Origin of the sequence: Pseudomonas sp. SWRI99 (assembly GCF_014270125.1) — a bacterium.
GTDB classification, from domain to species: domain Bacteria; phylum Pseudomonadota; class Gammaproteobacteria; order Pseudomonadales; family Pseudomonadaceae; genus Aquipseudomonas; species Aquipseudomonas hamedanensis.
This window is the reverse complement of the sequence record NZ_JABWQR010000023.1, coordinates 51,237-77,545: the sequence shown is the minus strand read 5'-3', so window position 1 is coordinate 77,545 and position 26,309 is coordinate 51,237. Positions and strand designations below refer to the sequence as shown.

Here is a 26,309-nt window from a genome sequence, read left to right as displayed (position 1 = left end):
GTTTTTAAACCGCAAAAAAAACGCCGCCCTTCGTGCTACAAAGGGCGGCGTTTTTTCCGTTGAGGGTCAAGCCCATTCCAGCGCCGGCAAGCCGAACGCGCTTGGGGTGAAGGCTTTCAGCGAGCGAAGAATGCCGTCAGCGTGGGCGTATTTTTCATCGGCCATCGCCGCGTCAGGGATGGCGATCGCGGTCATACCGGCCGCTTTTGCTGCGGTGACACCAAACGGCGAATCCTCGAACACCAGGCAATCCTTCGGCGCGACACCCAGACGCCGGGCAGCGGTAAGGAAGATATCCGGCGCCGGTTTGGCCGCGCCGACTTCCGGATCGTCCGCCGTGACGATGAAATCGAACAGCGCAAACCAGTCGCGGTGCAAGGTGGTTTTCTGGCCGAACGACTGGCGTGACGAACTGGTGCCGACCGCAATCGGAATGTCGTTCGCCTTGAGGTGACGCACCAGCGCCTCGGCCCCCGGCATTGCCTGAGCCATTGGAAAACGCTCGCGCATCAGCGGCTCGCGGATCGTCAGAAACTCTTCCGGGGTGATCGGTAGCTCAAGCGCTTGCACCACGTAATTGGCTAGATCGCTGGCACCGCGACCAATGATGTTCTGCTTGACGCTCCAGTCGAAGGTTCGCCCGTAACGCCCGGCGATGATGGAGGTGACCTCGGTGTAAATGCCCTCCGTGTCCAGCAACAACCCGTCCATATCGAAAATCACGGCCTTGATCGGGCCGAACGCCTTCAGCGGTGCATTCATCATCGGATCCGTTATCAAAGACATCCCGGGCGACATGCAAAGTGCCGCAACTCGGATCTGATTAATGGGTTCAGCAGCATAGCGAGGAGGATGGACCTAGGGCAACGGGCAATGCCCCTCTATCCGCGTTATCCGATTGGCAGAACTCAGCTAAACATTGCCACCGGAAAAGGCTTACTGTTCATCCTCGTCATCTTCATCCTCCTCGATCAACGGCACCGTCGCGTCATCCATCAGCGAACCCGGATCTTCATTACCCGGATCGTTGATCTTTTCCGGATCGTTGATAAACGGCACGCCGCTCGGGCCTTTTTCTTCCTTGCCTTCGGTTTCAGGAGTCATGGCGAACCTCTTGATCGTATGGGATGTATGACGTTCGAAAAGCCCTACCGCCAATCGTTCCTCATTCCAACGGCCACACACGAAAAACCCGGCGCCAGGCCGGGTTTCCGTTGATTCAATAATGTCAGTTCTTGTGTTTGTTTTTGTACTTATGCTTGTGCTTGTGTCCACCGGAGTGGGATCCGCCGTCGTCGTCACCCAAGTTGTTCCCGACCGCACCACCCGCAGCACCACCCAAGCCTGCACCAATGGTCGAACCGGTAGAGCCACCGAGGCTGTTGCCGACGACCGAGCCGCCCGCGGCACCGAGGCCGCCACCAATCGCCGCTTCGGTGCGATTACGTTTGTTCGCGCCAAGGGCACCGCCCGCCGCGCCGCCGACACCTGCGCCGACCGCCGCGCCCGTGCTTCCGCCGAGCTGTCCGCCAACCACATTACCCAGCGCACCACCGAGACCACCGCCTACGGCAGCAGTGCCGTCCCCGGCAGCCATCGCGCCCTGCGCCACGAACAAGCCGAAAAACAGTGCAGATAATGACAATCGCATATGAACCTCTCAGTTCCCGAATCGGGACAGTCCGCCCAAGCGGGGCGTATGTGAATTGGAGATGATTTATGAAGAAACGTTCACCCATGAAAAAGCCCGACATCGAGTCGGGCTTTTTCTGACAGAAGATCCGTCTCAGTGGCCCTTGTGGCCTTTGCCCAGATTGCTGCCCACCGCACCGCCGGCTGCACCGCCCAGGCCCGCGCCAATGGTCGCGCCATTTTTGCCACCGAGGCTGTGACCAATCACCGAACCGCCGGCCGCGCCGACGCCACCACCGATGGCTGCCTTGGTGCGGCTGCCTTTGCGTGCAGCGACCGCGCTGCCCGCAGCGCCCGCGACACCGGCACCAATCGCAGCACCGGTGCTGCCGCCCATTTTCTGGCCGACGACATTACCCAGCGCGCCGCCCAGGCCGCCACCCAGTGCCGCGGTGCCATCGCCGGCGGCCATCGCACCTTGAGCAACCAGAAGGCCAAGAACCACAGCGGGCAGTGTTAAACGCATGACGAAAACCTCAAAAAAATTGGGATGACAAAACGGGCCGGGATTTAATGCTCTCGACACACAAAAGTCCAGACGAAATCAAAAGATCCGCGTGCACTTGGCGCCGGGTTGGACAGCGATTGTGGAAAAGGTTTTATGCCAGGCAAAAAAAAGCCCGCTGGGGAGACGGGCTGGAGACTTGCTTTCTAACGGATGGCTTCACCCTACGTTGACCCACGTGAAAAGTTTGTGAAAAAAAACCCATATAAATGTCAACGGTTGCCAGGCGTTTCCACCCGTAGGCTTGCGTCCATAAAAAACCCCGTTCAATGACGGGGTTACCGGGCGAAATCACCTTCCTTTCCTTGCCGTGACCTTGGGCAGAAACTTCGCTTTCGGCCCTTTCGGAGCTGTAGAGCGAATTTTTCCATTGCTCACCGGATCTTCGCCAAAACCCGACTGATACTCCGTCTGCCCGCAGCGCACGCAGTTGTTGAATGAAAACTCAGCGCCATCGTCTTCGATATACGGACCTGTCATAGCCTCTCCCCTCCGCAATGGGGCCGACACCGGCAAACCGCTTTGCCTGAAAAATATCGACCTCCAAGGCTTTTGAGACTAGTCGGTCATTCCTGGACTCGTTGTTCATGCTGACTGATCCCGACGAATGGATGTGCCGCCATTCAACACGCGCCCTTACAACCTCTGGTCTTTCTCCGCTAAAGATTTTCAGCAAATGGCCGCTGCCCTTTTTCCTACAAATGAATCTCAAGGAGAGAACATGCAAATCAACGGATCCCCCAACCTGCCAGTCGTCAAGCTCACGGATGAGCAGATCGCCGCCGGCAAAGCCGCCGCGGAAAAACTCAAGGACAAGATCGCCTCGGGTGAAATCACCATCAAGTACCCGGATAAACCGATTTTGCAGCCAGGCGTCATCTATCATCCGAGCGAACCCGCGCAACCGGCTCAATCTGGCGGCACGCCGACCTTGGTCGCTATCGATACACCGTTGACCTATGACTCCAGAGGCACGGTCATTCTCAAACCACAAGGCTGATCGTCGGCAATAAGCCCATCCTTTGAACGGATGGGCTTCGCCGCTTATGGCGAAGACCTTCCCGAGTCAGCTAATCTGGCATCCTCGTCTCGCTGCCAAGGATTGCCAACATGATGCTAAAAACCGCTGCCTTGCTCTGCATGGCTCTCACGATCAGTGGATGCGGAACGATCAGCAGTGTTTTCCAGGAAGACTCCATCGCGGGCGAAGACCTGAAAAAGCGCCAGACCCACTGCGATTCGATTTCCCGAATCTACAGCGGTATCGGTTACGACTTCTGCACACTGCACGCGCCTGAGTTACCGCAGAAAGGTTTCGCCGGTCGCCCCGCCGCGCCGCTGGTTCTGCTTGATCTGGCAGTCTCCGGCCTGGCCGATACGCTGGTTCTGCCGTACACCGCGTATCAACAGGTGAAACACGGCAACATCGAAATCTATCAGGCGCAAACGACCGCCAGGTGATCAGCGCAACTTCACCGCCGTACCGGTCACAAACACCACCACCATGCCGCCCTTGCCCGCCGGCATGCTGATCTCGAAATCCACCCCGACCACTGCATCCGCCTGCAACGCGCGCGCGCGTTCCTTGAGTTCGTCGGTCGCCTGCACGCGCGCCTCCTTCAAAGCCCGTTCGAGCGTTTGCGACCGGCCACCAAAAAAGTCGCGCATGCCGGCGAACAGATCACGGATCACATTGACGCCTTGCACCGATTCGGCGCTGACAATATCCAGATAGGCGGTGATTTCACGTCCTTCAACGGAGTGAGTGGTGGAAATGATCATGGAAGTCGTCCTTTTACAAAAAATGTGAAGCCGAAACAGCCGTGTTTGGAGTCTATCGCCGGGCGCTCGGAAAGGCATTTGTTCCACTCTGCGTTTGCAACCGGCGTGCGACTCATGATCGAGGAACAACAGAAGCACATCCGATCCAAGCATGCAGCGCTCTTTTCCAAACACCAAAAACCACAAACCCCCGACTTTCTCTAGGAAAATCAGGGGTTTGTGTTTACTGAATGTGGCGGTGAAGGAGAGATTCGAACTCTCGATACAGTTTCCTGTATACACACTTTCCAGGCGTGCTCCTTAAGCCACTCGGACACTTCACCGTATCTCTGCAAACATGTTCTGTCTGTCGAGGCGCGCTAATGTAGTCGAAAGCTTTTCCGATGGCAAACTTTTTTTTAGAATTTTCATGTGCTTAAGAGAATACCCGGAGGGCCGCCACCGAGGGCCATGGCAAACCGGCCATTCTTCGGTGAGCGACGTGCCTCTATAGAGAAGCAGAATGGCGCACCACACGGGATGAGCCGAAAAAGGGTGACCGGAGGGTCAGTCACGGCGCTTTACCTGACTGGCGGCGGTGGGTAACGTCTGCCCATCTTTCTTACAAGGAATAGCGTCATGAGTGAGTTGATTTCCTACCACCTCGAAGACGGTATCGCGACCCTGACCCTGAACAACGGTAAGGTCAATGCCATCTCCCCGGACGTGATTGCGGCCTTCAACGCGGCGCTGGATCAGGCCGTGACGGATCGCGCCGTGGTGATCATCACGGGTCAGCCCGGCATTTTGTCTGGCGGCTACGATCTCAAGGTGATGACCGCCGGCCCTAAGGAAGCGGTATCGCTGGTGACCGCCGGTTCGACCCTGGCGCGTCGTCTGTTGTCTCACCCATTCCCGGTGATTGTCGCCTGCCCTGGTCATGCCGTGGCCAAGGGGGCATTCATTCTGCTGTCGGCCGACTACCGCATCGGCGTCGAGGGTCCGTTCAGCATCGGTCTGAACGAAGTGCAGATCGGTATGACCATGCACCACGCCGGCATCGAGCTGGCGCGTGATCGTCTGCGTCGCTCGGCCTTCCACCGTTCGGTGATCAATGGTGAGATGTTCGATCCGCACAGTGCGGTAGATGCCGGCTTCCTCGACAAGGTGGTGTCGGCCGAGGAGCTGCAAGGCGCCGCCCTCGCCGCGGCTCGTCAGTTGAAGAAGATCAACATGACAGCGCACAAAAACACCAAGCTGAAAGTGCGCAAGGCGCTGCTGGACACGCTGGATAATGCGATCATCCTCGACCAGGAGCATCTGGGTTAAAGCCTGGGCCCATGCGTATAGGAAAAGCCCGACCGTCGTGTCGGGCTTTTTCTTGCCCGCGGGATTTAAAAGGCAGCGACAGCTCTAGGACAGGTCTGCCTTTCAATTTAGAAACATGCGCTTAAACATCGGCCATCTCCGGAGTCTATAGCGGCAATTGCCGAAAACAGTGCACATCCGTACACTGCGCCACCTTTTGTCCCGGTGGGGCCTGAAAATGCTGTTCGTGTTTCGTATGTTATTGATGGGCCTGCACTTTGTTCTGGCTGGGGTGCTCGGCGTGATCCTCGGCGTGTGCCGCCCGTTCAATCCTGACAACAGTCGACTGTGCGCCCGCCTCTACGCGCTTCCGGCGATGTGCATTTTGCGTCTGCGGGTGAAATCCGACGTCGGTGGTTTGCTGAACAAACCCGACAGCTGCGTGATCATCGCCAATCATCAGTCCAACTACGATCTGTTTGTGTTCGGCAACGTGGTGCCGCGGCGCACCGTGTGCATCGGCAAAAAGAGCTTGAAGTGGGTGCCGCTGTTCGGGCAGTTGTTCTGGCTGGCGGGCAATGTGTTGATCGACCGCGGCAATGCGCACAAGGCGCGGCAGTCGATGCTGACCACCACCCATACCCTGCAGAACGAAGAGACTTCCATTTGGGTGTTCCCGGAAGGCACGCGTAACCTCGGTGAGGAGCTGCTGCCATTCAAGAAAGGCGCGTTCCAGATGGCGATTGCCGCCGGTGTGCCGATCGTTCCGGTGTGCGTCAGCAGCTACATCAAGCACATGCGCCTGAATCGCTGGCGCAGCGGCGACGTTCTCATACGTTCGCTACCGGCGATTCCTACAGTCGGATTGACCATGGATGACATGCCGATGCTGATAGAGCGTTGCCGCGAACAGATGCGCGAATGCATCGAATCGATGGATCGCCAACTGCAAGCCGCCTGAAAACCAAACCCGCCCTGTGCGGGTTTTCTTTTGCCCACTGAACTGTACAGATTTCACTGACTCTGAAGCAGCGACACGGCTAAGCTGAAGCCTTGTATTCCTGTCACCTGCCAAGAAGAAGTGAATCACCACCATGGGTCGAGTTGTTGCTGCTGCGGTCTACAGCGCGGGAAAGAAAGTCACCAATATCACGCTGGATGAAGGCGCTGCCTGGGCCGCCAAACCCGGTCACTTTGTCTGGATCGGTCTTGAAGAGCCGGACGCGCAGGAACTGTTCAACCTGCAACGTCAGTTCAACCTGCATGAACTGGCCATCGAAGATGCGCTGGAGAAACACAGCCGGCCAAAGCTGGAAACCTTTGGCGACGCTTTGTTTATCGTTACCTATTCGCCCGTTCGTGAAAACGGCGTTTTGCAGTTCATCGAAACGCATATCTTCGCCGGTAAGGGCTACATCATTACCGCACGCAACGGCCACTCTGCCTCATACGCTCAAGTCCGCCAACGTTGTGAGGCACGTCCGTTGCTGTTGGAGCATGGGGAAGATTTCGTGCTCTATGCGCTGCTCGATTTCGTCATCGAGAACTATCAGCCCGTGGGCGAAGCCATTCATGCCGAGATTGATGAACTGGAGCGCAACGTGCTGTGCAGCGCGCTCAACGAGCGTGACATTCAAAAGCTCCATGGCCTGCGCCGCGATGTCGTGCGCCTGCGCCGGTACGCAGCGCCAATGGTAGAAATTGGCGAAGAACTGCAGAAGCTCAGCTTCCCGTTCATCGACAAGAACATGCGCCCCTATTTCCGCGACGTGCAGATCCATGTGACGCGGCAGATGGAGGACCTCAGTACGCTGGCCGACATCGCCAGCCAGACCATCGAGATTGGCGTGTTGCTCGAGGCGTCACGGCAAAGCGTGGTGCAGCGCAAGTTCGCGGCGTGGGCGGCGATTCTGGCGTTTCCCACGGCGGTGGCGGGGATTTACGGGATGAACTTCGAGAACATGCCGGAGCTGACCTGGCATTACGGCTATTTCGGCGTGCTGGGGTTTATTGCGGTGGGCTGTGTGAGTCTTTGGGCGAGTTTCAAGCGGTCGGGGTGGTTGTAGCAGTGACCGCGTTGCCTGGGCGATTCGCGAGCAGGCTCGCTCCCACAGGGATTGTGGGAGCAGGCCCTTTTAGTGCTGAACAGCTTCTGGCTTGTGCGCCACAAACCGCATCATCCATTCCGCAACCGTAGCGCCATGATGCTCCTGTTCCAGGCTGGCGACGCCGTTGCTGTAAATCTGCGCACCCAGCGCTTCCTGACGCAAATCCAGCAGCGCCCGTGAATAGTCATGAATGAATTCCGGGTGCCCCTGGAAGCACAGCACCTGATCGTTGATGTGATACGCGGCGAACGGGCAGAAATCGCTGGACGCAATCACCGTGGCGTTCTCCGGCAGCGCCGTGACTTGGTCCTGATGGCTGATCAGCAGCGTCAGCTCTTCACGCACCGGACTCATCCATGGCGCCTTGGCTGCGAGTTTGTAGTTGTGGGTACCGACGCCCCAGCCTTGCGTCGCACGTTCGCTCTTGCCACCGAGCAGCAGCGCCAGCAACTGATGACCGAAGCATACGCCGAGCAGTTTGTCGCCACGCTCGTAACGCGCCAGCAGGTATTGCTTGAGGGTCTGAATCCACGGATCCGTGCCGAATGAATCGGCCTTGCTGCCGGTGACCAGGTACGCGTCGAAGCTCAGGTCGTCGCTCGGGTAGTGGCCCTGCATCACGTTGTAGACGGTGAACTCGGCGGCAATCGGTTGCTGCGAGAACAGGCGCTGAAACATCTGCCCGTAACCCTGATATTGGTCGACCAGTTCCGGACGCAGGATGTCGGTCTCGAGTATGCAGATGCGTAGCGACATAAAAAATACCTGACACGTGATGGGAATAATGAACACCTCAGAGCCTGCCCTGAAACACCCTGGCAAGGCAAGCCCCGCAGTGCCCTTGGCCCCTAGAACATCTCACCGTTGGCGGCTTTATCCAGCAGCAGTGCCGGCGGTGCGAAACGTTCGCCGTACTGCTCCGCCAGATACTGCGCCCGGGCAACAAAGTCCTTCACGCCGTATTGGTTGATGAACTGCAGCGCGCCCCCCGTCCATGCGGCGAAACCGATGCCGAAGATCGAGCCGACGTTGGCATCGGCCGTCGAGGTCAGCACGCCCTCCTCGACGCAGCGCACGGTTTCGATAGCTTGAATAAACAGCAAACGATCACGCACATCCTGTGACGAAATCTGCCCATCGGCCTTCTCGAAACGGCTTTTCAGCTCGGGCCACAAATGCTTTTGAGCGCCGACCGGGTAATCATAAAAGCCAGCGCCCGCCGCCTTGCCGGGCCGTTTGTATTCGTTGAGCAGCAAGTCAATCACGGCAAACGCCGGGTGCTCGATCAGCGGTTTCCCTTCAGTCTGTAGGTCCTTGGCCGTCTGTGTGCGGATGTGGCTCATCAAGCTGAGGGAAACTTCGTCGGAGATGGCCAGTGGGCCTACCGGCATCCCGGCCTTGCGTGCTTCGGTCTCGATCATCGGCGCGCTGACGCCTTCGCCGAGCATGGCGATGCCTTCATTGGTGAACGTGCCAAACACTCGCGAGGTGAAGAAGCCGCGGCTGTCGTTGACCACGATCGGGGTCTTCCTGATTTGCAGGACGAAATCAAAACCGCGCGCCAGGGTGGCGTCGCTGGTTTGCGCGCCCTTGATGATTTCCACCAGCGGCATTTTTTCCACCGGGCTGAAGAAATGCAGGCCGATGAACTTGCTTTGATCCGGCACAGCGCGCGCCAGACCGGTGATCGGCAACGTCGAGGTGTTGGACGCAATCACCGCCTCGCCGCCAACGACTTTTTGCGCCGCCGCCGAGACCGTCGCTTTCAGTTCGCGGTCTTCGAACACCGCCTCGATGACCAGATCGCACCCGGCCAGATCGGCATCGCCCTCAGTGGTGTGGATCCGCGCCAGCACCTCATCACGCTGCGCAACCGTCATCTGCCCCCGTGCAACCTTCTTGTCCAGCAGTGCCGCTGAATGCGCCTTGCCTTTATCGGCCGCAGCGAGGTTGATGTCCTTGAGCACCACGTTGATACCGGCCGAGGCGCTGACAAAAGCGATCCCCGCGCCCATCATGCCGGCGCCCAGCACGCCGACCTTTTGCGTTTTATGTGGCGCGAAACCCTGTGGTCGCGAACCGCCGGCATTGATTTCATTGAGCTGAAACCAGAACGTGCCAATCAGGTTTTTCGCGATCTGCCCAGTGGTCAGCTCCGTGAAATAGCGGGTTTCGATCAGATGCGCTGTGTCGAAATCCACCTGCGCGCCCTCCACCGCCGCACACAGGATCTTCTCCGGTGCCGGCAGCGTGCCTTGGGTTTTCGCGCGCAGGATCGACGGTGCGATTGCCAGCATTTGCGCAACTTTCGGGTTGGACGGTGTGCCGCCGGGGATCTGATAACCCTTGACGTCCCAACGCTGCACAGCCGCTGGGTTGGCGACGATCCAGGCACGGGCCTTGGCCAGCAAGTCATCGCGATCTGTCGCCAGCGCGTCGATCAAACCCGCCTGCAACGCCTGCTGCGGGCGGATTTTCTTGCCTTCGAGCAAGTACGGCAGCGCTTTCTCGATGCCAAGCAGGCGCACCATGCGCACCACGCCGCCACCGCCCGGCAGCAGGCCGAGGGTCACTTCCGGCAGGCCAAGTTGCACCGAAGCATCGTCCAGCGCCACGCGGTGATGACAGGCCAGACAGATTTCCCAACCGCCCCCCAGTGCCGCGCCATTAATGGCGGCGACCACCGGCTTGCCCAGTGTTTCCAGCGTGCGCAGTTGGCCTTTGAGGGCGAGCACCATGTCGTAGAACGCTTTGGCCTGCGGCTTGCCGACCTTGATCAGTTCGTTGAGGTCGCCGCCGGCAAAGAAGGTTTTCTTTGCCGAGGTGATGATGACTCCGGCCAGGCTGTCTTTCTCTGTGAGCAGACGGGCGACACTAGCCGCCATGGCCTCGCGGTACACGGCGTTCATGGTGTTGGCGCTCTGGCCCGGCAGGTCGATGGTCAGCACGACGATACCCTCCTGGCCTTTTTCGTAACGAATGGCTTCGCTCATAGCAGGATTCCTTGAATGCGGGGCTCAGAGGCGTTCGATGATGGTGGCAATGCCCATGCCGCCGCCGACGCACAGGGTCGCCAGGCCATAGCGCAGGCGCCGGGCGTCCAGCTCGTCGAGCAGAGTGCCGAGGATGGCGCAACCGGTGGCGCCCAGCGGGTGGCCCATGGCGATGGAACCACCGTTGACGTTAACCTTGTCCGGGTCGACGGCCATGTCCTTGATGAACTTCAGCACGACCGAGGCAAACGCTTCGTTGACCTCGAACAGGTCAATGTCTTCCACGCGCAGTCCGGCCTTGGCCAACGCTTTACGGGTGGCTGGCGCCGGGCCGGTGAGCATGATGGTCGGATCAGTGCTGGTGACTGCCGTAGCGACAATCCGCGCCCGGGGTTGCAGACCCAGCGCGCGGCCTTTGGCTTCGGAGCCGATCAGCATCAGCGCGGCGCCGTCAACGATGCCAGAGCTGTTGCCGGGGGTGTGCACGTGGTTGATCCGCTCGACATGGCTGTAGACCCGCAGCGCCGTGGCATCGAAACCCATCTGGCCGATCATTTCAAAACTCGGCTTGAGTTTGCCTAAGCCCTCCAGCGTGCAATCGGCACGAATGAATTCATCGTGATCGAGCAGGATGATGCCGTTCTGATCCTGCACTGGCACCAGCGACTTGCTGAACGCCCCGCCGGCCCGGGCCCGCGCGGCTTTCTGTTGCGAATGCAGGGCGTAGGCGTCGACGTCCTGGCGGCTGAAGCCTTCAAGGGTAGCGATCAGGTCGGCGCCAACGCCTTGCGGGGTGAAATGGCTGTGCAGGTTGGTCTGCGGGTCCAGCGCCCAGGCGCCGCCATCGCTGCCCATCGGCACCCGCGACATCGACTCGACGCCGCCAACCACCACCAGGTCTTCGAAACCGGAACGCACTTTCATCGCGCCGAGGTTGACCGCTTCCAGCCCCGAGGCGCAGAAACGGTTGATTTGCACGCCCGCCACGCTGACGTCCCAATCGGCCACCTGCACGGCGGTCTTGGCGATGTCCGAGCCCTGATCGCCGATCGGCGTCACGCAGCCGAGTACCACGTCATCGACCTGACGGGTGTCCAGCGAGGTGCGCAGTTGCAGCGCGGTCAGCAATCCGGCCACCAGGTTCACCGGTTTGACACTGTGCAAGGCGCCATCGGCCTTGCCTTTGCCCCGGGGCGTGCGTAATGCGTCGAATATCAAAGCTTGGGTCATGACGTCCTCGAACCTGTGCGGTGATGATGGCGGGTCCGTCACTCTTGGCCGCAGCGCGTCAGGATTCAATGACCACAGCGCTCAATGCGCTTGACGTACACGCTCAGACGGACGGTCATCGTCGATCAGGTGAACCGGTTCAGGTCACCGAGTTGTCTAGCCAGCGGGCGCTACAGAAGCTGGCAATACGCCTCATAGCTTTTTAATCGCATTTTCCGAGATCTCCATGTGAAATGGATCTAAGCCACGGCGCGCACCGGCCCTAAGGTGAACATGTACGTCATCGTTGTCGGGTTTTGCCGAGACGGTCGTCCCTCAACAGGAAGTGCAACGCATGCCGTCATGGATATGCAGGCAGGCATCAGGAAATAACAATAAAGGCGGTCAAGCCATGTTCAAACAACCGAAAGTTCGTCAAGCAGGGCTCATTCTTTTTGCCACGACGCTGTTGTTGATTTTGCCGAATCTGACCAAGGTCATCGGCTGACTCAAGCGCCAGGCGCTGACTGTCGCCACAGAAAATGTGACTGGCCCGCTACCCGGGCCAGCGTGGCTGTGCCAACCTTTGTGCACTTTCACGACATGGACGGCGATCATTTTGAAAACCCTCATTGCGTTCGGGGTCTTGCTGCTCAGCATGCCCTTGTCTGCCGCACAGCTGGAGTTGCAGCTTGGCGCGAACAGCCGCACCTGGCAGACCGAGGAGCTGCTCAAGCTTCCCCAAATACGCACGCTCACGGTCAAGAACGATGTCTCTTATAAAAAAGACATGACCTACCGTGCGGTGCCCATGGCTGCATTGCTGACCGGGATCAAGCCCGAAGATCACCTGCAAGCGGTGGCGCTGGACGGGTTTGCTGCCGAACTGGCGGCGGCGCCGCTGCTCGACACCACAGGCGCACGAGCTTGGCTGGCCATTGAAGATCCCGCTCAGCCGTGGCCGCCGCTGGCCGCGGGCAAACACGGCGCTGGGCCGTTCTATCTGGTGTGGACGGATCCGCAGGTCGGCAATATCAGCCCCGAGCAGTGGCCGTTTCAAGTCGCCAGCATCAAGCTGATGGCCCCGGTGGCCCAGCGCTTCCCTGCCCTGCTCCCCGATCCCGCGCTGAAGGCCGATGATCCGGTAAACAAGGGTTTTGCGCTGTTTCAGAAAAACTGCCTGGCTTGCCATCGCCTCAACGGTGCCGGAGATGCGCAATTCGGCCCGGATCTGAATATTCCGTACAACCCGACCGAGTATTTCGGTGCAGACTTTTTGAAGCGTTACATTCGTGATCCGCAGAGCTTGCGTCAGTGGCCGCAGGCGAAGATGCCCGGGTTTTCGGCGCAGGTGTTGCCGGACGCTGATCTGGAAATGTTGATCGGCTATCTCAAGCACATGGCCGGGCGCAAAGCCAAGCCCTGACACCGATCCCCTTGTAGGAGCGAGCCTGCTCGCGATAGCGGTGGGTCAGTCACAACGGTATCGCCTGATATGCCGCTATCGCGAGCAGGCTCACTCCTACAGGGGATGGTGCGAATCCTTACTGCTGCTGGACGGAAATGACCGGTGTCGGCGAGACAAACACCTTCGCATGCATCTGCTCGCAGCCGCCGCCCCGGCGCATGCCGCGTACCGGGCAGGCATCCAGGTAATCCAGGCCCACCGCCAGTTTCAAATGACGCTCGGGCCGCGCCAGTTGATTGGTCACGTCGAAGCTGTACCAGGCGTCATCCAGCCATGCTTCTGCCCAGGCGTGACTGGCCAGATGTTCGCAGTCCTCGCTGTACAGATAGCCCGACACATAACGCGATGGCACGCCGAGGCTGCGGGCGCAGGCCAGGAACGCGTGGGTGTGATCCTGACAGACCCCGGCCCGCCCGGCGAAGGCTTCGGCGGCGCTGGTATCGACTTCGGTCGAGCCCGGCGTGTAGCTCATGTGCTGATTCAGACCGTGCATCAAATCGATCAGGGCCGTGCGGTCACGGCGCTGCTTGCAGGCGTGCTCGGCAAACGCGCGAAGGGCTTCATCGGCTTCGGTCAAACGAGTGAAGCGCAGGAACGGCAACGCCGACTGGCTTTCATGCTCGGCTTCACGCAGTTCGTCGATATCGACTTGGCCGCGAGCGCCGATAATGATCGCTTCGTGTGGCTCGTCCATGGTCAGCACATGCAGGATGTTGCCGAACGGATCGAGCTGCGCACGCACCGGACGCGGCAGGTCGAGCTGCCAGCTGAGGACGTGCTGACGCTCGCTGTCGTGAGGCGTCAGGCGCAGATACTGGATGCTCGCCCGCACCTGATCTTCGTAGTGATAGGTGGTCTCGTGGCTAATGGAAAGTCTCATGCAGCCTCCAGGTAGGAACTGTGAATGGCGTTGCCCAACTGGCGCACCAGCGGGATGAATTCGGTCAGCCAGGCATGCAGGCCTTCCTCGAGGATTTCGTTGATCCCGGTGTAGCGCAGGCGCGCATCCATTTCGGCGGCCAGGCGTTGGGCCGGACGACCGTTGGCGCCGGGCAATTGCGCAAGAATCTGGTCGATTTCTTCGGTGCAGGCGCGCAGTGACCGCGGCACATCGGCGCGCAACAGCAACAACTCGGCGACATGCCGGGCGCCGGGGGCATCACGGTAAATTTCCGTGTAGGCCTCGAATGACGACAGGGCCCGTAACAGCGCACTCCATTGGTAATACGCGTGCGCCGTACCGTCACTGACCGCTTCGGCCTGATCGCCGGCCATTTCATAACGAGCATCGAGCAGGCGCAGTGTGTTGTCCGCGCGTTCGATAAACGTGCCGAGCCGAATGAAGCGAAAGGCATCGTTGCGCATGATCGTGCCGTAGGAGGCGCCGCGGAACAGGTGCGAACGCTCCTTGATCCATTCGCAGAAACGGCTCATGCCATAGCGGCTGAGGCCTTGTTCGGCGATCCCGCGAATCTCCAGCCAGGTGGCGTTGATGTTCTCCCACATGTCCGCGGTGATACGCCCGCGCACCGCATGGGCGCTGGCTCGCGCCGCCCCCAGGCAACTGTAGATGCTCGCCGGGTTGGCGGCATCGAGGGCGAAAAAATGCAGCAAGCGTTCGGCATGCAATGCGCCGTGGCGTTCCAGGTAATCATCCAGCGTGCCGGTGATGAGCAGCGGCATGGCGAGTTCGTGCAGACCGTCGCCGCGCCCGTCTTGCGGCATCAGCGACAGCGAATAGCTGATGTCGAGCATCCGCGCGAGGTTTTCCGCTCGCTCCAGATAACGCGACATCCAGTACAGATCCGAGGCAGTTCTACTTAACATGGCAAGCTTCCTTCAGTCCTCGACCACCCAGGTGTCCTTGGTTCCGCCACCCTGGGAGGAATTCACCACCAGAGAGCCTTCGCGCAAGGCGACACGGGTCAAACCGCCGGGCACAACCCGGGTTTCGCGACCGGACAGCACGAACGGGCGCAGGTCGATGTGGCGCGGCGCAATGCCGTTTTCGACAAAAGTCGGACAGGTTGACAGCGACAGTGTCGGTTGCGCGATGTAGGCATGAGGCTTGGCCTTGATGCGCTCGCGAAACGCGTCGATTTCAGCCGTCGTGGCCGCCGGCCCTACCAGCATTCCGTAACCGCCGGAGCCTTGGGTTTCCTTGACCACCAGATCCGGTAGATTGGCCAGCACATGGGACAGTTCAGACGGATTGCGGCATTGCCAGGTCGGTACGTTCTTCAGGATCGGTTCTTCGTCGAGGTAGAAACGGATCATGTCGGTGACAAACGGGTACACCGATTTGTCGTCCGCCACGCCGGTGCCGATGGCGTTGGCCAGCACCACATTGCCGGAGCGATAGGATGACAGCAGCCCCGGTACGCCGAGCATCGAGTCCGGATTGAAGGCCAGCGGATCGAGGAACGCATCGTCGAGACGGCGGTAGATCACGTCCACCGCTTTTGGCCCATCGGTGGTGCGCATGAACACTTTGTCGTCGCGCACAAACAGGTCCGCGCCTTCGACCAGTTCGACGCCCATTTCCCGCGCGAGAAACGCGTGTTCGAAAAACGCACTGTTGAAGCGCCCCGGCGTCAATACCACCACGCTCGGGTCGTCCAGCGGGCTGGAGCTTTTCAGGGTGTCGAGCAACAGGTTCGGGTAGTGGTCGATGGGCGCGATGCGCTGGGCGGCGAACAGCTCGGGAAACAAGCGCATCATCATTTTGCGGTCTTCGAGCATGTAGCTCACGCCGCTGGGAGTGCGCAGGTTGTCTTCGAGTACGTAATAGGTACCGTCGCCGTCACGCACCAGATCGACGCCGGAAATGTGCGAATAGATGTCGCGGTGCAGATCCAGGCCTTGCATCGCCAACTGATATTGCTCGTTGGCCAGCACCTGTTCGGCGGGAATGATCCCGGCCTTGATGATGCGCTGCTCGTGATACAGGTCGGCGAGGAACATGTTCAGCGCCTTGACCCGCTGGATGCAGCCGCGCTCGACAATCCGCCACTCACTGGCGGGGATGCTGCGCGGAATGGTGTCGAAAGGAATCAGGCGCTCGGTGCCCTGCTCGTCCCCGTAGAGCGTGAAGGTGATGCCGGCACGATGGAACAGCAGATCGGCCTCGCGTCGCCGCTGGGCGAGCAACTCGTCAGGCGTATCCGCCAGCCAACGGGCGAACTCTCGATAATGCGGGCGAACCTGGCCGCCGGCATCGTACATCTCATCAAAATAGGTGCGGATCATGCCGTACTCCTTGTCACCCGGACATACAGGCCTTCGCAAGGCCCGTGCCATCGGCATAAACGCTTTGATTTCAATCGGTTGTATATCCACGCCGCGGGCAGCGCACCATTCCTGTGCGGCAAATGCCCCGGCCCGATTGCCCCCGCTTCATTGCGACGCACTGCGGCGTCTATCACCAGCATAGTCAGAGTTGATTTCACTGCCTGAGCGTGACTGCGGATAATCCGCGCATTCGCTGCAAAACCTCCTCGGCAGAGACGCCGAAAAGCTTGCCGCTCAACCGCTCTGGACTGCCTCGGCAGCCTGCCCCGCCGTAACCCTGACCGGTTTCCTCTCCTTATCGGTCTTCCCTTTTAGCCACCCTCTCCGGTGGCTTTTTTTTGTCCGGGATTCTTGTTTCAGGGTTTTTCCACGGCAATTTGGTACTCCGAAAACAACAACGGCCGACCCGAAGGTCAGCCGTTGCTCGACAAACACTGCGCAATATCAATTCAACCGATAGCGATTGCGCACCTCCTGCTTCACGCCCCAGCCCTCGATAATGCCGCCCAAGGGCTCGACCACTGCGGAAAAGCCCTGCTCGAAATCACCAATATCGTCGTAGGTCGCATACATCACTTTGCTCAATTCCAGCGACCAGGCGCCATCGTCGCGCGCACTGACCTGGGCATTGATCGATTCACCGCGAAATTTGCCTGCTGCCCTGCGCGCCCGTTCCTCGTCCGGGAAAATCGCGTAGAACTCGATGGGATGGAAACGGGAAAAATCGAAACCGCCTTCTTTCATGCGGCGCAGAACATTGCTGCTGATGTCTTCTTGATAGGCTGTGCTCATGAATCGTCCCCCTCGATTGATGGATAGACTTTCCGTATTCCCGCCCCGGGCCTTTTGGCCAAAGTACTACGGCAACGTGGTTGCGCGCGGGAAGCAAGCATGTAGCTGACAAGACCAGACCTTAGCGATCCATTCGCTGATCTCGCTTGCAGAGTAGCCCCAAGAGAGCGCTGCTGCCAAGGCCTGGTTTACGAGATGACAGGAAGTATTCAGATGGGGGTGATGCTGCGGATTTCGATGCCGTTCTGCGTCTTGAGGTTTTTCACCCCGGCATCGGCGGTGCGCCCTTCCAGATCGTTCAGGTCCAATTTGGCGGCGACCGGAAGAAGCCGCTCCTTGATCAGCCGTGCGGCCTCATCGTCGGACGGGCATTCCTCACGTTCGAAGACTTCATCAACAATTTCACCGTGATCATCCACGAAAGTGACTTTCCACTTTTGCATCAGTGCCTCCTCGATCAACCCGTAAATGGGCTTACCTCTATCTCGACTTTTTCCCGCGATAGTTGGTTCAAAAGGATTACAGCACCGGGGTATGAACAACATCACTTTTGTGGCGAGGGAGCTTGCTCCCGCTGGGCTGCGCAGCGGCCGCAAAATCGGCAATTCCACACATTTTGCGAGTGCTGCGCACTTAAGCGGGAGCAAGCTCCCTCGCCACAGGAAATCCTGCAAATATTTAGTCGTTGCTTGGCTTGTTGACGGCCTGCAACACGTATTGCGGCAAGGCGAATGCGCCGATGTGGATTTCCGGGTTGTAGTAGCGGGTGACGATGCCGCTGCCGATAAACCGCTGTTGCAGGGTTTCACGGCTCAGCTTGCGGTAGACCGGGTTGGTCGAACCCCAGGCGAAGGTCATCGAACCGCCGATGTAGGTCGGCACGGCGGCCTGATAGAAGTGCCAGTCCGGGAACAGGCTGTTGAGGCGACCGGCCGTGGTTTTGACTTCGTCGATCTGCATGAACGGCGTGCCGTTCTGCGTCACGAGAATACCGCCCTCGTTCAGGCAACGGTGGCAGGCCTGATAGAAGTTCTCCGAGAACAGCACTTCGCCCGGACCGATCGGGTCGGTGGAGTCGGAGATGATCACGTCGAATTTTTCGCTGGTGGTGGCAACGAAACGCATGCCGTCGTCGATCACCAGGTTCAGACGCGGATCGTCGTAAGCACCGGCGGAATGGTTCGGCAAGAATTCTTTGCACATGTCGACCACGGTGCCGTCGATCTCGACCATGGTGATGTGTTCGACACCGGCGTGCTTGGTCACTTCGCGCAACATGCCGCCGTCGCCGCCGCCGATGATCAGCACGCGCTTGGCAGTGCCGTGGGCGAGGATCGGCACGTGGGTGAGCATTTCGTGGTAGATGAATTCGTCGGCTTCGGTGGTCTGGATCACGCCGTCCAGCGCCATCACCCGGCCCATGCGCGGGTTCTGGAAGATCACCAGGTGCTGGTGTTCGGTGCGCACTTCGTGCAGCAGTTTTTCCATGCGAAAACGCTGGCCGTAGCCTTCATAGAGGGTTTCCAGGTATTCGCTGGTCTTGGTGACGGTCATGGTCGAGTGCTCCGATAAATGCGCGGGCGTCAAACGTGGGGACGATTGCCCGGGAAAGGCGCGCATTCTACGTCGCCGAAGATGACAGGTCGAACGTCACTTGATCGGCTGCACACATAACCCTTGTAGGAGTGAGCCTGCTCGCGATTGCTGTCTATCAGTCACAGAGACGTTGACTGAGAAATAGCTATCGCGAGCAGGCTCACTCCTACAATGGGATGCGGTGTTTATCAGATTCGGACGTTGCCCCGCGGCCCGGCGATCGCCCAGATGATCAGGCCCAGCACCGGCAAGAGGATGATCAGCAACACCCAGACGATTTTCATCCCGGTGGAGGCGCCGCTTTTCAGCACGTTGATGATGGCCCAGATGTCGAGGGCGAGGATGATCAGGCCGATCAGACCATTGAAGGTGGAACCCATGGTGTCGCTCCAGAATAGTGGCATGCACTTTTAGGATAGACGGTCGCGCGCAGGGTTCCCTTTTATTGCGTTCAGACGTGAACGGCGACCTTCAAGGCTTCCAGCGCTGGCGCAGCGGCGATGCCGACTTCGGCACACAACTCCAGCACCCGAGGGACGTCATTGCCGTAGACCAGCACCATTTGCAGCTCATCGTCGAGCAACTGGCTGAAGTTCATCAGCGTGTAACCGCCGTTTTCCTTGCTCAGGCTGCTCATCTGCACCTGAATGCGGTTGAGTGCGGTCAGCGCTTCGGTCTTGGCCAATTGTTTGGGCTTGAGATTGAAGTCCACACCCGGGCCGAACGAGGCGACGATTTGCGCGAACAGATCGACGTAAGTGTCGGCCTGGAACAGCACGGTTTCCGGCAGGCTGCCGACCACCACCCACTCGCCCAGCGGAATCGGGAAGGTGTCGTCGTAGTTGATATCCGGGTTGGCGGCCAGAAAAGCGTCGGCATCGGCGTAAGCTTGCGCCGCTTCATCGGCCACTGTCCGGATCTCGTCCTCGCCCATGCAGCCGGAGCTGATTTTGCTGATGAGTTCGACAAGTGCGGCTTTCATGAGGGCGGATCCTGTGGCGAAGATGGATTTCGAGGGCGCGAAGGATAACGCATTCTTCAGCGCACCCGACACCTGTGGCGAGGGAGCTTGCTCCCGCTGGGCTGCGTAGCGGCCCAAATAAAATCCGAGGCCCCCCGCTTTCTGCCAGCGCTTCGCACTGGAGCGGGAGCAAGCTCCCTCGCCACAGGACTTCAGGCCAGGAGTTTTTCCAGCTGCGCCGTGGTGTCCACCGCGCCCATGGTGCGGGCCGCGTCCAGCGCGGTCACGCCATTGGCGTCCTTGGCTTTCGGATCGGCGCCTTTGCTGATCAGGTAATCCACGATTTCAACGCGGTTGAACATCGCCGCCATCATCAACGCCGTGCGGCCATCGAACGACGAGCCTTCAAGGTCAGCGCCCGCTTCGACCAGCGTCTTGACCACCGCCAGATCGCCTTTGAATGCTGCACCGGCAATCGGACTCTGGCCGTTGCCATTGCGCATCTCAGGGTCGGCCTTGTGTTTAAGCAAGACCTTCACGGCATCAACATGGCCGTAGTAGCTGGCAAGCATCAGCAACGTGTCGCCCTTGCTGTTTTTCAGGTTCACCGGCAAACCGGCGGTCACCAGGCGATCGAGCATTTCGGCATCACCGTCGCGCGCCTTGTTGAAAACCTGCTCGGTGAATTCGGCAGCTTCTTCAGGGGTCATCTGGCGGCTTTGGTCGGACATGAGGCAACTCCACTTCGGTCAATCGGAAAGGCGACAGTTTCCCGAGCGCGGCGATAGCTGTCACCCCCTTTTTCTCATCACGGGCAATAGCCAGATTCAATAACGGTATTGGCCTTGCTGGATTTCCGTTAACAACTGCTCATTGAGCTGAACGTAGGTTTCGCTGCCGGGCAACCAGGCAAAAATCGGATCGCCCCCGGTCTGGCCGGGGTCGAAGCCTTCTTTTTTCAAACGGGTTTTCTGGTATTTGAAGGTGCCGGTGGTTTCCATCTTCACCTTGACGCGCAGGAACAGCGGCACGGCGTAGGCCGGCATTCGCTGGCGGACGAAGCTCAGCAGCTCGGCGAAATCCAGGGTCGCCAGAGATTCGGCCGGGGTAATCGCCGCCATGCCGGCGCGTCCATTGGTGTTGCAAATTTCTACGCCATACGCCACCGCCTCGGAGATCTGCGGGTGTTGCAGCAGCAGGTTTTCGACTTCGGTGGTGGAAACGTTCTCGCCCTTCCAGCGATAGGTGTCGCCCAGCCGATCGACAAATTGCGCATGACCAAAGCCAATGTTGCGTAACAGGTCGCCGGTGTTGAAAAACCGGTCACCTTTGTTGAACACGTCATGCAGTACGACGCGGGCGGTCTTCTGCGGATCGGTGTAGCCATCGAGCGGCGCTTTTTCGTCGATCCGGGCCAGCAGCAGGCCCTGCTCGCCCTTGCCAACCTTGCGCATGAAGCCATCGTCGCTGCGCAGTGGCTCGCCACTGTCATGGTCGTACGCGACCAGCTCCCAGGCCATCAGCGAGAAGCCGACGGTGTTATCGAAGTTGAGGATATTGGTGAATCCGATGTTGCCATCGCTGGCCGCATACAGCTCACAAATGTGGTCGACGCCGAAGCGCGTCTTGAACTCGGCCCAGGCGCCGGGGCGCAAGCCGTTGCCGATCATCTTGCGCACGTCATGCCGGTTGTCGTCGGGGCTGACCGGCTGATCGACCAGGTAACGACACAACTCGCCGACATAGCCGAGGGTCGTCGCGCGGTAGCGGCGCACGTCGCTCCAGAACTGGCTGGCGCTGAATTTGCGGCGAATCGCGAAACCCGACGCGCCGTTGATCGCCGAGCCCCAACACACACAAAGCCCAGTGGCGTGGTACAGCGGCAAGGTGCAATAGACCACGTCGTCAGGGCGCATATCGAGGGCGATCATGCCGAAGCTCGCCGAACTGCGCATCCAGCGGCCATGCTTGAATACCCCGGCTTTCGGCAGCCCGGTGGTGCCAGAGGTGTAAATATAGAAACACGGATCATCGCAAAACACCTGGCGGCTGCTCGGCGGGTTATCGCTCGGTGCATCGGCACTGGCGCTGATCAGGTTGACGTAGCCCTCGGGCGCAATGCCCGGGTGGCTGTAGGTGTCCTGATCGGCAACGAACCAGGTGCGCTGCGGCGCAATCGACACCTGCTCGCGCACAGCAGCAAATGCCGGCACCAGCTCCTCGCCGACGATCAGGGCGACCGGCGCCACCAGATTCACACTGTGGACAAGTGTGTCGCGCGTCTGTGAGGTATTGAGCAACGCGCTGACCGCGCCGACCTTGGCCAGTGCCAGAATCGTCACCAGCAGTTCGGGACGGTTTTCGATAAACACCGCGACCACATCGCCCTTGCCGATGCCCTGCCCGCTCAGATAATGGGCGATACGGTTGGCCCACTGATTGACCTGCGCGTAGGTCAGCAGCACCTCCCCCTGCATTAGCGCCGGCCCATCGGGATTGCGCAGGGTCGCTTGCTCAAAGGTCCAGCCAAGGCCACAGCTTTGGGTCGGGTCCGTGACATTCGCCACCTTCATGCCCTTGACCACCCGCGGCAGCGCTTTGGCAATCATCGGCAGCTTGCGGAGCATCATGCCCCAGGTAATCGTGTCGCTTGGCACGTGACGCATGAATGCTCCCCGGTCGGCCTTATCTCGGGCCGGTGTTCTTATTTTTTCGGGCAAAGGCTTGAGGCAACCGGCGCACTCGCGGCGCAGGTTCGAGAATGAAAATACGTCAGCCCTTCTCGGCCTGTACATGCGGTTTTTGCAATGTTTTGTATCTGCTGGGCGCTGCTGACGCCGGAGATTCTGGTACGCGCGTTTGGTTCCGTAACGCTGGCAAGAATCACGCAAAATGCAGGATGCACGATGGCCATTCATGCAGTTTGCACGACGCCTGCAAAATGCACTACCTGCAACTCATTGATATTAAAGGGGATTTAAACTTATCGATGCTGGCACAATCGCTGCAACTACCTCCGCATGCTTGCCATTCAAGTACACACGGAGCTGATGACATGAGCCTGATCCAAGAAAAATTTACATCGCTGTTCTCCAACTACGAAGTCAGCACTGCGCCACGTCCTGACGGTGGCATTCTGTTGACCCTGCGTAGCAGCGACGGCAAGGTCTTCAAACGTGCACTCTCGTATCAACAACTGCACGCCGGTGACCAGCTGTCGTGGGCGATCAGCGCTATCCGCCGAGACCTGGCTGAACAGGCCAGCGAGCTGCCGCAAATCGCCATGCTGCAGAGCCAGCAGCGTTTTGCACTGCCGACGTATCATTCGCTGTAATTGCATTAAATAAAAACAGGCCGTGGAGCATGTGCTTCACGGCCTTTTTTTGTGCGCGTGTTTTTTGTAGGAGCTGCGGAACGCTGCGATCTTTTGATCTGGATTTCATGCGTAAATCGAAAGACCGCAGCCTCGTTTCACTCGACAGCTCCTACAGGGATTTGCGCAATGGTCAGAAAGCTTCCGGTTCGATTCCGGTAAAGCTGTCGACTGTAACATGCCCCGCCAACTCCCCACCTTCGCGGGCCAGACCACAGGTCTGCAGACCGGCTGACTGGGCAGCGTCGAGTTCTTCGACGATGTCCGAGAGAAACAGGATTTCTTCTGCTGCGACACCCACCGCCTGCTGAATGTTGCGATAGGACTGCGCCTCACGCTTCGGTCCCGAGGTGGTGTCGAAATATCCGCTGAACAGCGGCGTCAGGTCCCCCGCCTCCGAGCAACCGAAAATCAGCTTCTGCGCCTGGATCGAGCCGGACGAGTAAACAAACAGTTGATAGCCCGCAGCATGCCAGCGCCGCAGCGCCTCAACGGCATCCGGATAAACGTGTCCCTTCAACTGCCCGGCCTGATAACCCTGCGCCCAGACCATCCCCTGCAAAGCCTTGAGTGGTGTGGCTTTGCGGTCTTCGGCGATCCAGCTCAACAAAATTTCAACCACCCGTTCAACATCGGCTGCCGGTTCGCTGCTGTCACGGCGTACCGCGTCAAGCTGTTCGGCGACATCGGCGCGCGAAGCGTTCTGGCGCACGAAGTCCGGCAGGTGTTTGGCCGCATACGGAAACAGTACGTCGAATACGAAGCTGACGGCGCTGGTGGTGCCTTCGATGTCGGTGAGAATGACTTTGATCGACATCGGCTCAGTCCTCCAGACGCGGGAAGCGGCCGGCGATGTCTTCGCCAGTGAAGTTGGCCACCCAGCCTTCCGGGTTATTGAACAGACGGATCGCGACAAAGTGCGGATGCTCGCCCATGTCGAACCAGTGTTTGGTACCGGCGGGAACCGAGATCAGATCGTTTTTCTCACAGAGCACGGCGTAAACATAATCGTCGATGTGCAAGGTAAACAGCCCACGGCCGGCGACGAAAAATCTGACTTCGTCTTCACCATGGCGGTGTTCTTCCAGAAACCTGGCACGCAATTCGGCCTTTTGCGGGTGATCGCTGTTCAGGCTGATCACATCGACGGTGATGTAACCGCGCTCGGTCATCAATTTGTCGATCTGCTCTTTGTACGCGCTGATCACTTCGTCCTGGCTGGCGCCGGGCTGAATCTTCGCGGCGGCTTGCCAGCGGTCGAAGCGCACGCCCTGCTCGGCCAGGGTCGAGGCGATGTCTTCGAAATGGGTCAGCACCTTGTTGGGAATTTCAGGGTTGGAAACGTGATAAACGGACAGGCTGCTCATGGGGCAATTCCTCGTATCGGCCTTGCCGTCCGGCTCTTGCAGACCGGTCGGGCACAACCTTCTATCAGGCAAACGGCGGCTTCTGCTGAAGTCAGCCGTGACGGTTCATGACGCTGCGGGTTTTCAACTCGCATTCAAACAGAAATTCAAAGGCCTCGATCTGCCGCAGTGCGTCGCTCATTTGCGCGCCCCAGGTGTAGAGGCCGTGGCCGCGAATCAGATAGCCGACGCAATCGGGGTGGGCGTCGAGCCACGGCTGCACCTTGGCGGCGAGGCGCGCGATGTCCTGGTCGTTGTCGAAGATCGGCACGCGCACCCGTGATTCGTGGGTGGAAATACCGCTGAAGGCTTTTTGCAGTTCGTAGTCTTCGAACTCGATGAAGTCTTGCGGGGTCAGGCGCGACAGCACCGTGGCATTCACCGAATGGGTGTGCAGCACCGCGCCGATCTCCGCGCGCCATGCGTAGAGCTGGGTGTGCAGCAGGGTTTCGGCGGACGGCTTCTTGCCCGGTTCCAGGCTGTTACCGGACAAGTCAGTGGCGAGCACATCATCCAGACCCAACTGGCCCTTGTGCTTGCCGGAGACGGTCAGCAGCGCTTCGGTTGGCGACAGGCGTGTCGAATAATTACTGCTGGTGGCCGGCGACCAGCCGCGGCCATAAAGAAAGCGCCCGGCGTCGACGATCTGCCGGGCGAGCTGTTCACGGGTAAGGCTCATGGCCTGTCCTCTTGCATACGTGTGGCAATGATAACCGCAGCAGCGAACGCCGCGAGACTGGCAATACTAAAGGTCAATGGCGCGCCGAGGGCACTCCAGCTGTAACCGGCATACAGCGCGCCGAGCGCCCCGCCAGTGCCGGCCAGCGCCGCGTACAGTGCCTGGCCCTGGCCTTGCTGGCGTGCGCCGAAGCTACGCTGCACGAAGGCGATGGCAGCGGCATGAAAGCTGCCGAACGTCGCCGCGTGCAGAATCTGCGCAAACAGCAAGATCCAGAGAAATTCGGCGAACGAGCCCAGCAAGATCCAGCGCAACGCCGCCAGAAGGAAACTTGCCAGCAGCACCCGGCGCAGGGAAAACCGCGCCAGAATCCTGCTCATCGCCATAAACATCAGTACTTCGGCGACCACGCCAACCGCCCAGAGCATGCCGATCACGCCACGACTGTAGCCGAGCCGCTCAAGGTGCAAGGTCAAAAACGTGTAATACGGCCCGTGACTCATTTGCATCAGCGCGACGCAAGCGTAAAACGCCAGCACCCCGGGACTGCGCAACTGCTTGAGCAACCCTTCGCCGCCAGGTCGATTGCCTTGTGGTGGCTGAGCGTTCGGCACCCATAGACTGCTGAGGACGATGCCGGCCATGATCAGCACCAGCGCTGCCGGGTAGATGTCCAGGCTGAGCCATTCGAACAACCGCCCCAGCGCAACCACGGTGATGATGAAACCGATCGAGCCCCACAAACGGATCTGGCTGTACCGCGAGGTCTGCCCCTGTAAGTGCGCCAGGGTAATGACCTCGAACTGCGGCAATACCGCGTGCCAGAAGAACGCATGCAACGCCATCACCAGCGCCAGCCAGGCGTAGCTCTTGCTGACGAAAATCAGCGAAAAGGTCAGCAACGTACACACCGCGCCAAAACGCACGATCGCCAGCCGCCTGCCGGTGTAATCGCCAAGCCAGCCCCAGATATTCGGCGCGACGCAGCGCATCAGCATCGGAATCGCCACCAGTTCGCCGATACGTGCGGCGCTGAAGCCTAGGTGATCGAAGTACAGCGCCAGAAACGGCGCTGTCGAACCGAGCAAGGCGAAATAGAACAGATAGAAACTGGACAGCCGCCAGTACGGAACCGCCGCCACGCCGGTTATGCCGCGACAGCGTCAA

General features: G+C 59.4%; 30 protein-coding genes, 1 tRNA gene and 1 pseudogene. 8 read left to right on the top strand and 24 right to left on the bottom strand.

Annotated features, from left to right (window positions below; translation table 11 throughout):
• Window positions 1-66 precede the first annotated feature (66 nt).
• From HU743_RS19085 to HU743_RS19065, 5 genes are all read right to left on the bottom strand, one after another.
• Window positions 67-762: an HAD-IA family hydrolase gene (locus tag HU743_RS19085; RefSeq protein WP_186650526.1), complete on the bottom strand. Its 696-nt coding sequence runs from the start codon at window positions 760-762 to the stop codon at window positions 67-69.
• 174 nt (window positions 763-936) lie between these two features.
• Entirely contained in the window at window positions 937-1,104 is a 168-nt protein-coding gene (locus tag HU743_RS19080) for a hypothetical protein (RefSeq protein ID WP_186551593.1), read from the bottom strand.
• Between the two features lie 124 nt (window positions 1,105-1,228).
• A complete protein-coding gene (locus HU743_RS19075; protein ID WP_186551594.1) occupies window positions 1,229-1,651 on the bottom strand; it encodes a YMGG-like glycine zipper-containing protein in 423 nt (140 codons plus the stop codon).
• A gap of 135 nt (window positions 1,652-1,786) precedes the next feature.
• On the bottom strand, window positions 1,787-2,158 hold the full coding sequence (locus tag HU743_RS19070; RefSeq protein WP_186622613.1) for a bacteriocin: 372 nt from the start codon (window positions 2,156-2,158) through the stop codon (window positions 1,787-1,789).
• Window positions 2,159-2,488: 330 nt separating this feature from the next.
• Entirely contained in the window at window positions 2,489-2,677 is a 189-nt protein-coding gene (locus HU743_RS19065; protein ID WP_186650524.1) for a hypothetical protein, read from the bottom strand.
• 241 nt (window positions 2,678-2,918) lie between these two features.
• Here HU743_RS19065 and HU743_RS19060 point away from each other — a divergent pair, with 241 nt between their 5' ends.
• Window positions 2,919-3,197, top strand: coding sequence for a hypothetical protein (locus tag HU743_RS19060; RefSeq protein ID WP_186650522.1), 279 nt, complete (start codon window positions 2,919-2,921; stop codon window positions 3,195-3,197).
• 110 nt (window positions 3,198-3,307) lie between these two features.
• Window positions 3,308-3,658, top strand: coding sequence for a YceK/YidQ family lipoprotein (locus HU743_RS19055; protein ID WP_186551598.1), 351 nt, complete (start codon window positions 3,308-3,310; stop codon window positions 3,656-3,658).
• Here the strand turns inward: HU743_RS19055 and HU743_RS19050 are convergent, their stop codons facing one another.
• Both HU743_RS19050 and HU743_RS19045 read right to left on the bottom strand, forming a co-directional pair.
• A complete protein-coding gene (locus tag HU743_RS19050) occupies window positions 3,659-3,979 on the bottom strand; it encodes a YbjQ family protein (RefSeq protein ID WP_186551599.1) in 321 nt (106 codons plus the stop codon).
• A gap of 233 nt (window positions 3,980-4,212) precedes the next feature.
• A tRNA-Ser gene (locus HU743_RS19045) sits at window positions 4,213-4,302 on the bottom strand.
• A gap of 295 nt (window positions 4,303-4,597) precedes the next feature.
• On the opposite strand from HU743_RS19045, the gene HU743_RS19040 reads away from it, so the two are divergent.
• The 3 genes from HU743_RS19040 (at window position 4,598) to HU743_RS19030 (ending at window position 7,332) form a co-directional block, all read left to right on the top strand.
• Window positions 4,598-5,287: a crotonase/enoyl-CoA hydratase family protein gene (locus HU743_RS19040; protein WP_186551600.1), complete on the top strand. Its 690-nt coding sequence runs from the start codon at window positions 4,598-4,600 to the stop codon at window positions 5,285-5,287.
• A gap of 217 nt (window positions 5,288-5,504) precedes the next feature.
• Window positions 5,505-6,227 carry a 1-acylglycerol-3-phosphate O-acyltransferase gene (locus HU743_RS19035; RefSeq protein ID WP_186650520.1) on the top strand — a complete coding sequence of 241 codons (723 nt, stop codon included), beginning with the start codon at window positions 5,505-5,507 and terminating at the stop codon, window positions 6,225-6,227.
• Window positions 6,228-6,360: 133 nt separating this feature from the next.
• Window positions 6,361-7,332 carry a magnesium and cobalt transport protein CorA gene (locus tag HU743_RS19030; protein WP_186551602.1) on the top strand — a complete coding sequence of 324 codons (972 nt, stop codon included), beginning with the start codon at window positions 6,361-6,363 and terminating at the stop codon, window positions 7,330-7,332.
• Between the two features lie 69 nt (window positions 7,333-7,401).
• On the opposite strand, the gene HU743_RS19025 is transcribed toward HU743_RS19030, so the two are convergent.
• From HU743_RS19025 to HU743_RS19015, 3 genes are all read right to left on the bottom strand, one after another.
• Window positions 7,402-8,130, bottom strand: a complete 729-nt coding sequence (locus HU743_RS19025; protein ID WP_186650518.1) for an amidotransferase — start codon at window positions 8,128-8,130, stop codon at window positions 7,402-7,404.
• A 92-nt stretch (window positions 8,131-8,222) separates the two neighbouring features.
• Complete coding sequence (locus HU743_RS19020; protein WP_186650516.1) at window positions 8,223-10,367, bottom strand: 3-hydroxyacyl-CoA dehydrogenase NAD-binding domain-containing protein; 2,145 nt, start codon at window positions 10,365-10,367, stop codon at window positions 8,223-8,225.
• 24 nt (window positions 10,368-10,391) lie between these two features.
• Window positions 10,392-11,597 (bottom strand): acetyl-CoA C-acetyltransferase, encoded by a 1,206-nt coding sequence (locus HU743_RS19015; RefSeq protein ID WP_186650514.1) that lies wholly within the window; start codon window positions 11,595-11,597, stop codon window positions 10,392-10,394.
• Between the two features lie 334 nt (window positions 11,598-11,931).
• Here HU743_RS19015 and HU743_RS19010 point away from each other — a divergent pair, with 334 nt between their 5' ends.
• Window positions 11,932-12,084: a hypothetical protein gene (locus HU743_RS19010; protein WP_186551608.1), complete on the top strand. Its 153-nt coding sequence runs from the start codon at window positions 11,932-11,934 to the stop codon at window positions 12,082-12,084.
• Between the two features lie 95 nt (window positions 12,085-12,179).
• Window positions 12,180-13,002, top strand: a pseudogene (locus HU743_RS19005) (cytochrome c).
• Between the two features lie 118 nt (window positions 13,003-13,120).
• Here HU743_RS19005 and HU743_RS19000 read toward each other — a convergent pair.
• The 10 genes from HU743_RS19000 to HU743_RS18955 form a co-directional block, all read right to left on the bottom strand.
• Window positions 13,121-13,924, bottom strand: a complete 804-nt coding sequence (locus HU743_RS19000) for a transglutaminase family protein (RefSeq protein ID WP_186622603.1) — start codon at window positions 13,922-13,924, stop codon at window positions 13,121-13,123.
• Window positions 13,921-14,871 carry an alpha-E domain-containing protein gene (locus HU743_RS18995; RefSeq protein ID WP_007914063.1) on the bottom strand — a complete coding sequence of 317 codons (951 nt, stop codon included), beginning with the start codon at window positions 14,869-14,871 and terminating at the stop codon, window positions 13,921-13,923. The genes HU743_RS19000 and HU743_RS18995 overlap by 4 nt, the downstream gene beginning before the upstream one ends.
• A 12-nt stretch (window positions 14,872-14,883) precedes the next feature.
• Window positions 14,884-16,293 carry a circularly permuted type 2 ATP-grasp protein gene (locus tag HU743_RS18990; RefSeq protein ID WP_186622601.1) on the bottom strand — a complete coding sequence of 470 codons (1,410 nt, stop codon included), beginning with the start codon at window positions 16,291-16,293 and terminating at the stop codon, window positions 14,884-14,886.
• A gap of 486 nt (window positions 16,294-16,779) precedes the next feature.
• On the bottom strand, window positions 16,780-17,127 hold the full coding sequence (locus HU743_RS18985; RefSeq protein WP_003223226.1) for a ribonuclease E inhibitor RraB: 348 nt from the start codon (window positions 17,125-17,127) through the stop codon (window positions 16,780-16,782).
• A gap of 209 nt (window positions 17,128-17,336) precedes the next feature.
• Window positions 17,337-17,570 carry a hypothetical protein gene (locus HU743_RS18980; RefSeq protein WP_186622600.1) on the bottom strand — a complete coding sequence of 78 codons (234 nt, stop codon included), beginning with the start codon at window positions 17,568-17,570 and terminating at the stop codon, window positions 17,337-17,339.
• 235 nt (window positions 17,571-17,805) lie between these two features.
• A complete protein-coding gene (gene speE / locus HU743_RS18975) occupies window positions 17,806-18,681 on the bottom strand; it encodes a polyamine aminopropyltransferase (RefSeq protein WP_186650512.1) in 876 nt (291 codons plus the stop codon).
• A gap of 230 nt (window positions 18,682-18,911) precedes the next feature.
• A complete protein-coding gene (locus HU743_RS18970) occupies window positions 18,912-19,103 on the bottom strand; it encodes a PLDc N-terminal domain-containing protein (protein ID WP_016773784.1) in 192 nt (63 codons plus the stop codon).
• A 71-nt stretch (window positions 19,104-19,174) separates the two neighbouring features.
• Entirely contained in the window at window positions 19,175-19,705 is a 531-nt protein-coding gene (locus HU743_RS18965) for a hypothetical protein (protein ID WP_186650510.1), read from the bottom strand.
• Between the two features lie 191 nt (window positions 19,706-19,896).
• Window positions 19,897-20,415 (bottom strand): ankyrin repeat domain-containing protein, encoded by a 519-nt coding sequence (locus HU743_RS18960; protein ID WP_186622811.1) that lies wholly within the window; start codon window positions 20,413-20,415, stop codon window positions 19,897-19,899.
• A gap of 96 nt (window positions 20,416-20,511) precedes the next feature.
• On the bottom strand, window positions 20,512-22,350 hold the full coding sequence (locus tag HU743_RS18955) for a long-chain-acyl-CoA synthetase (RefSeq protein WP_186650508.1): 1,839 nt from the start codon (window positions 22,348-22,350) through the stop codon (window positions 20,512-20,514).
• 389 nt (window positions 22,351-22,739) lie between these two features.
• Here HU743_RS18955 and HU743_RS18950 point away from each other — a divergent pair, with 389 nt between their 5' ends.
• Entirely contained in the window at window positions 22,740-23,018 is a 279-nt protein-coding gene (locus HU743_RS18950) for a DUF3509 domain-containing protein (RefSeq protein ID WP_016773780.1), read from the top strand.
• A 172-nt stretch (window positions 23,019-23,190) separates the two neighbouring features.
• Here HU743_RS18950 and mtnC read toward each other — a convergent pair whose 3' ends face one another.
• The 4 genes from mtnC to HU743_RS18930 form a co-directional block, all read right to left on the bottom strand.
• Window positions 23,191-23,874 (bottom strand): acireductone synthase, encoded by a 684-nt coding sequence (gene mtnC, locus HU743_RS18945; RefSeq protein ID WP_186650505.1) that lies wholly within the window; start codon window positions 23,872-23,874, stop codon window positions 23,191-23,193.
• 4 nt (window positions 23,875-23,878) lie between these two features.
• Window positions 23,879-24,424 carry an acireductone dioxygenase gene (locus tag HU743_RS18940; RefSeq protein WP_186622808.1) on the bottom strand — a complete coding sequence of 182 codons (546 nt, stop codon included), beginning with the start codon at window positions 24,422-24,424 and terminating at the stop codon, window positions 23,879-23,881.
• Between the two features lie 91 nt (window positions 24,425-24,515).
• Window positions 24,516-25,142 carry a methylthioribulose 1-phosphate dehydratase gene (locus HU743_RS18935; protein ID WP_186633492.1) on the bottom strand — a complete coding sequence of 209 codons (627 nt, stop codon included), beginning with the start codon at window positions 25,140-25,142 and terminating at the stop codon, window positions 24,516-24,518.
• Window positions 25,139-26,284: an MFS transporter gene (locus HU743_RS18930; protein WP_186650502.1), complete on the bottom strand. Its 1,146-nt coding sequence runs from the start codon at window positions 26,282-26,284 to the stop codon at window positions 25,139-25,141. The genes HU743_RS18935 and HU743_RS18930 overlap by 4 nt, the downstream gene beginning before the upstream one ends.
• Window positions 26,285-26,309 lie beyond the last annotated feature (25 nt).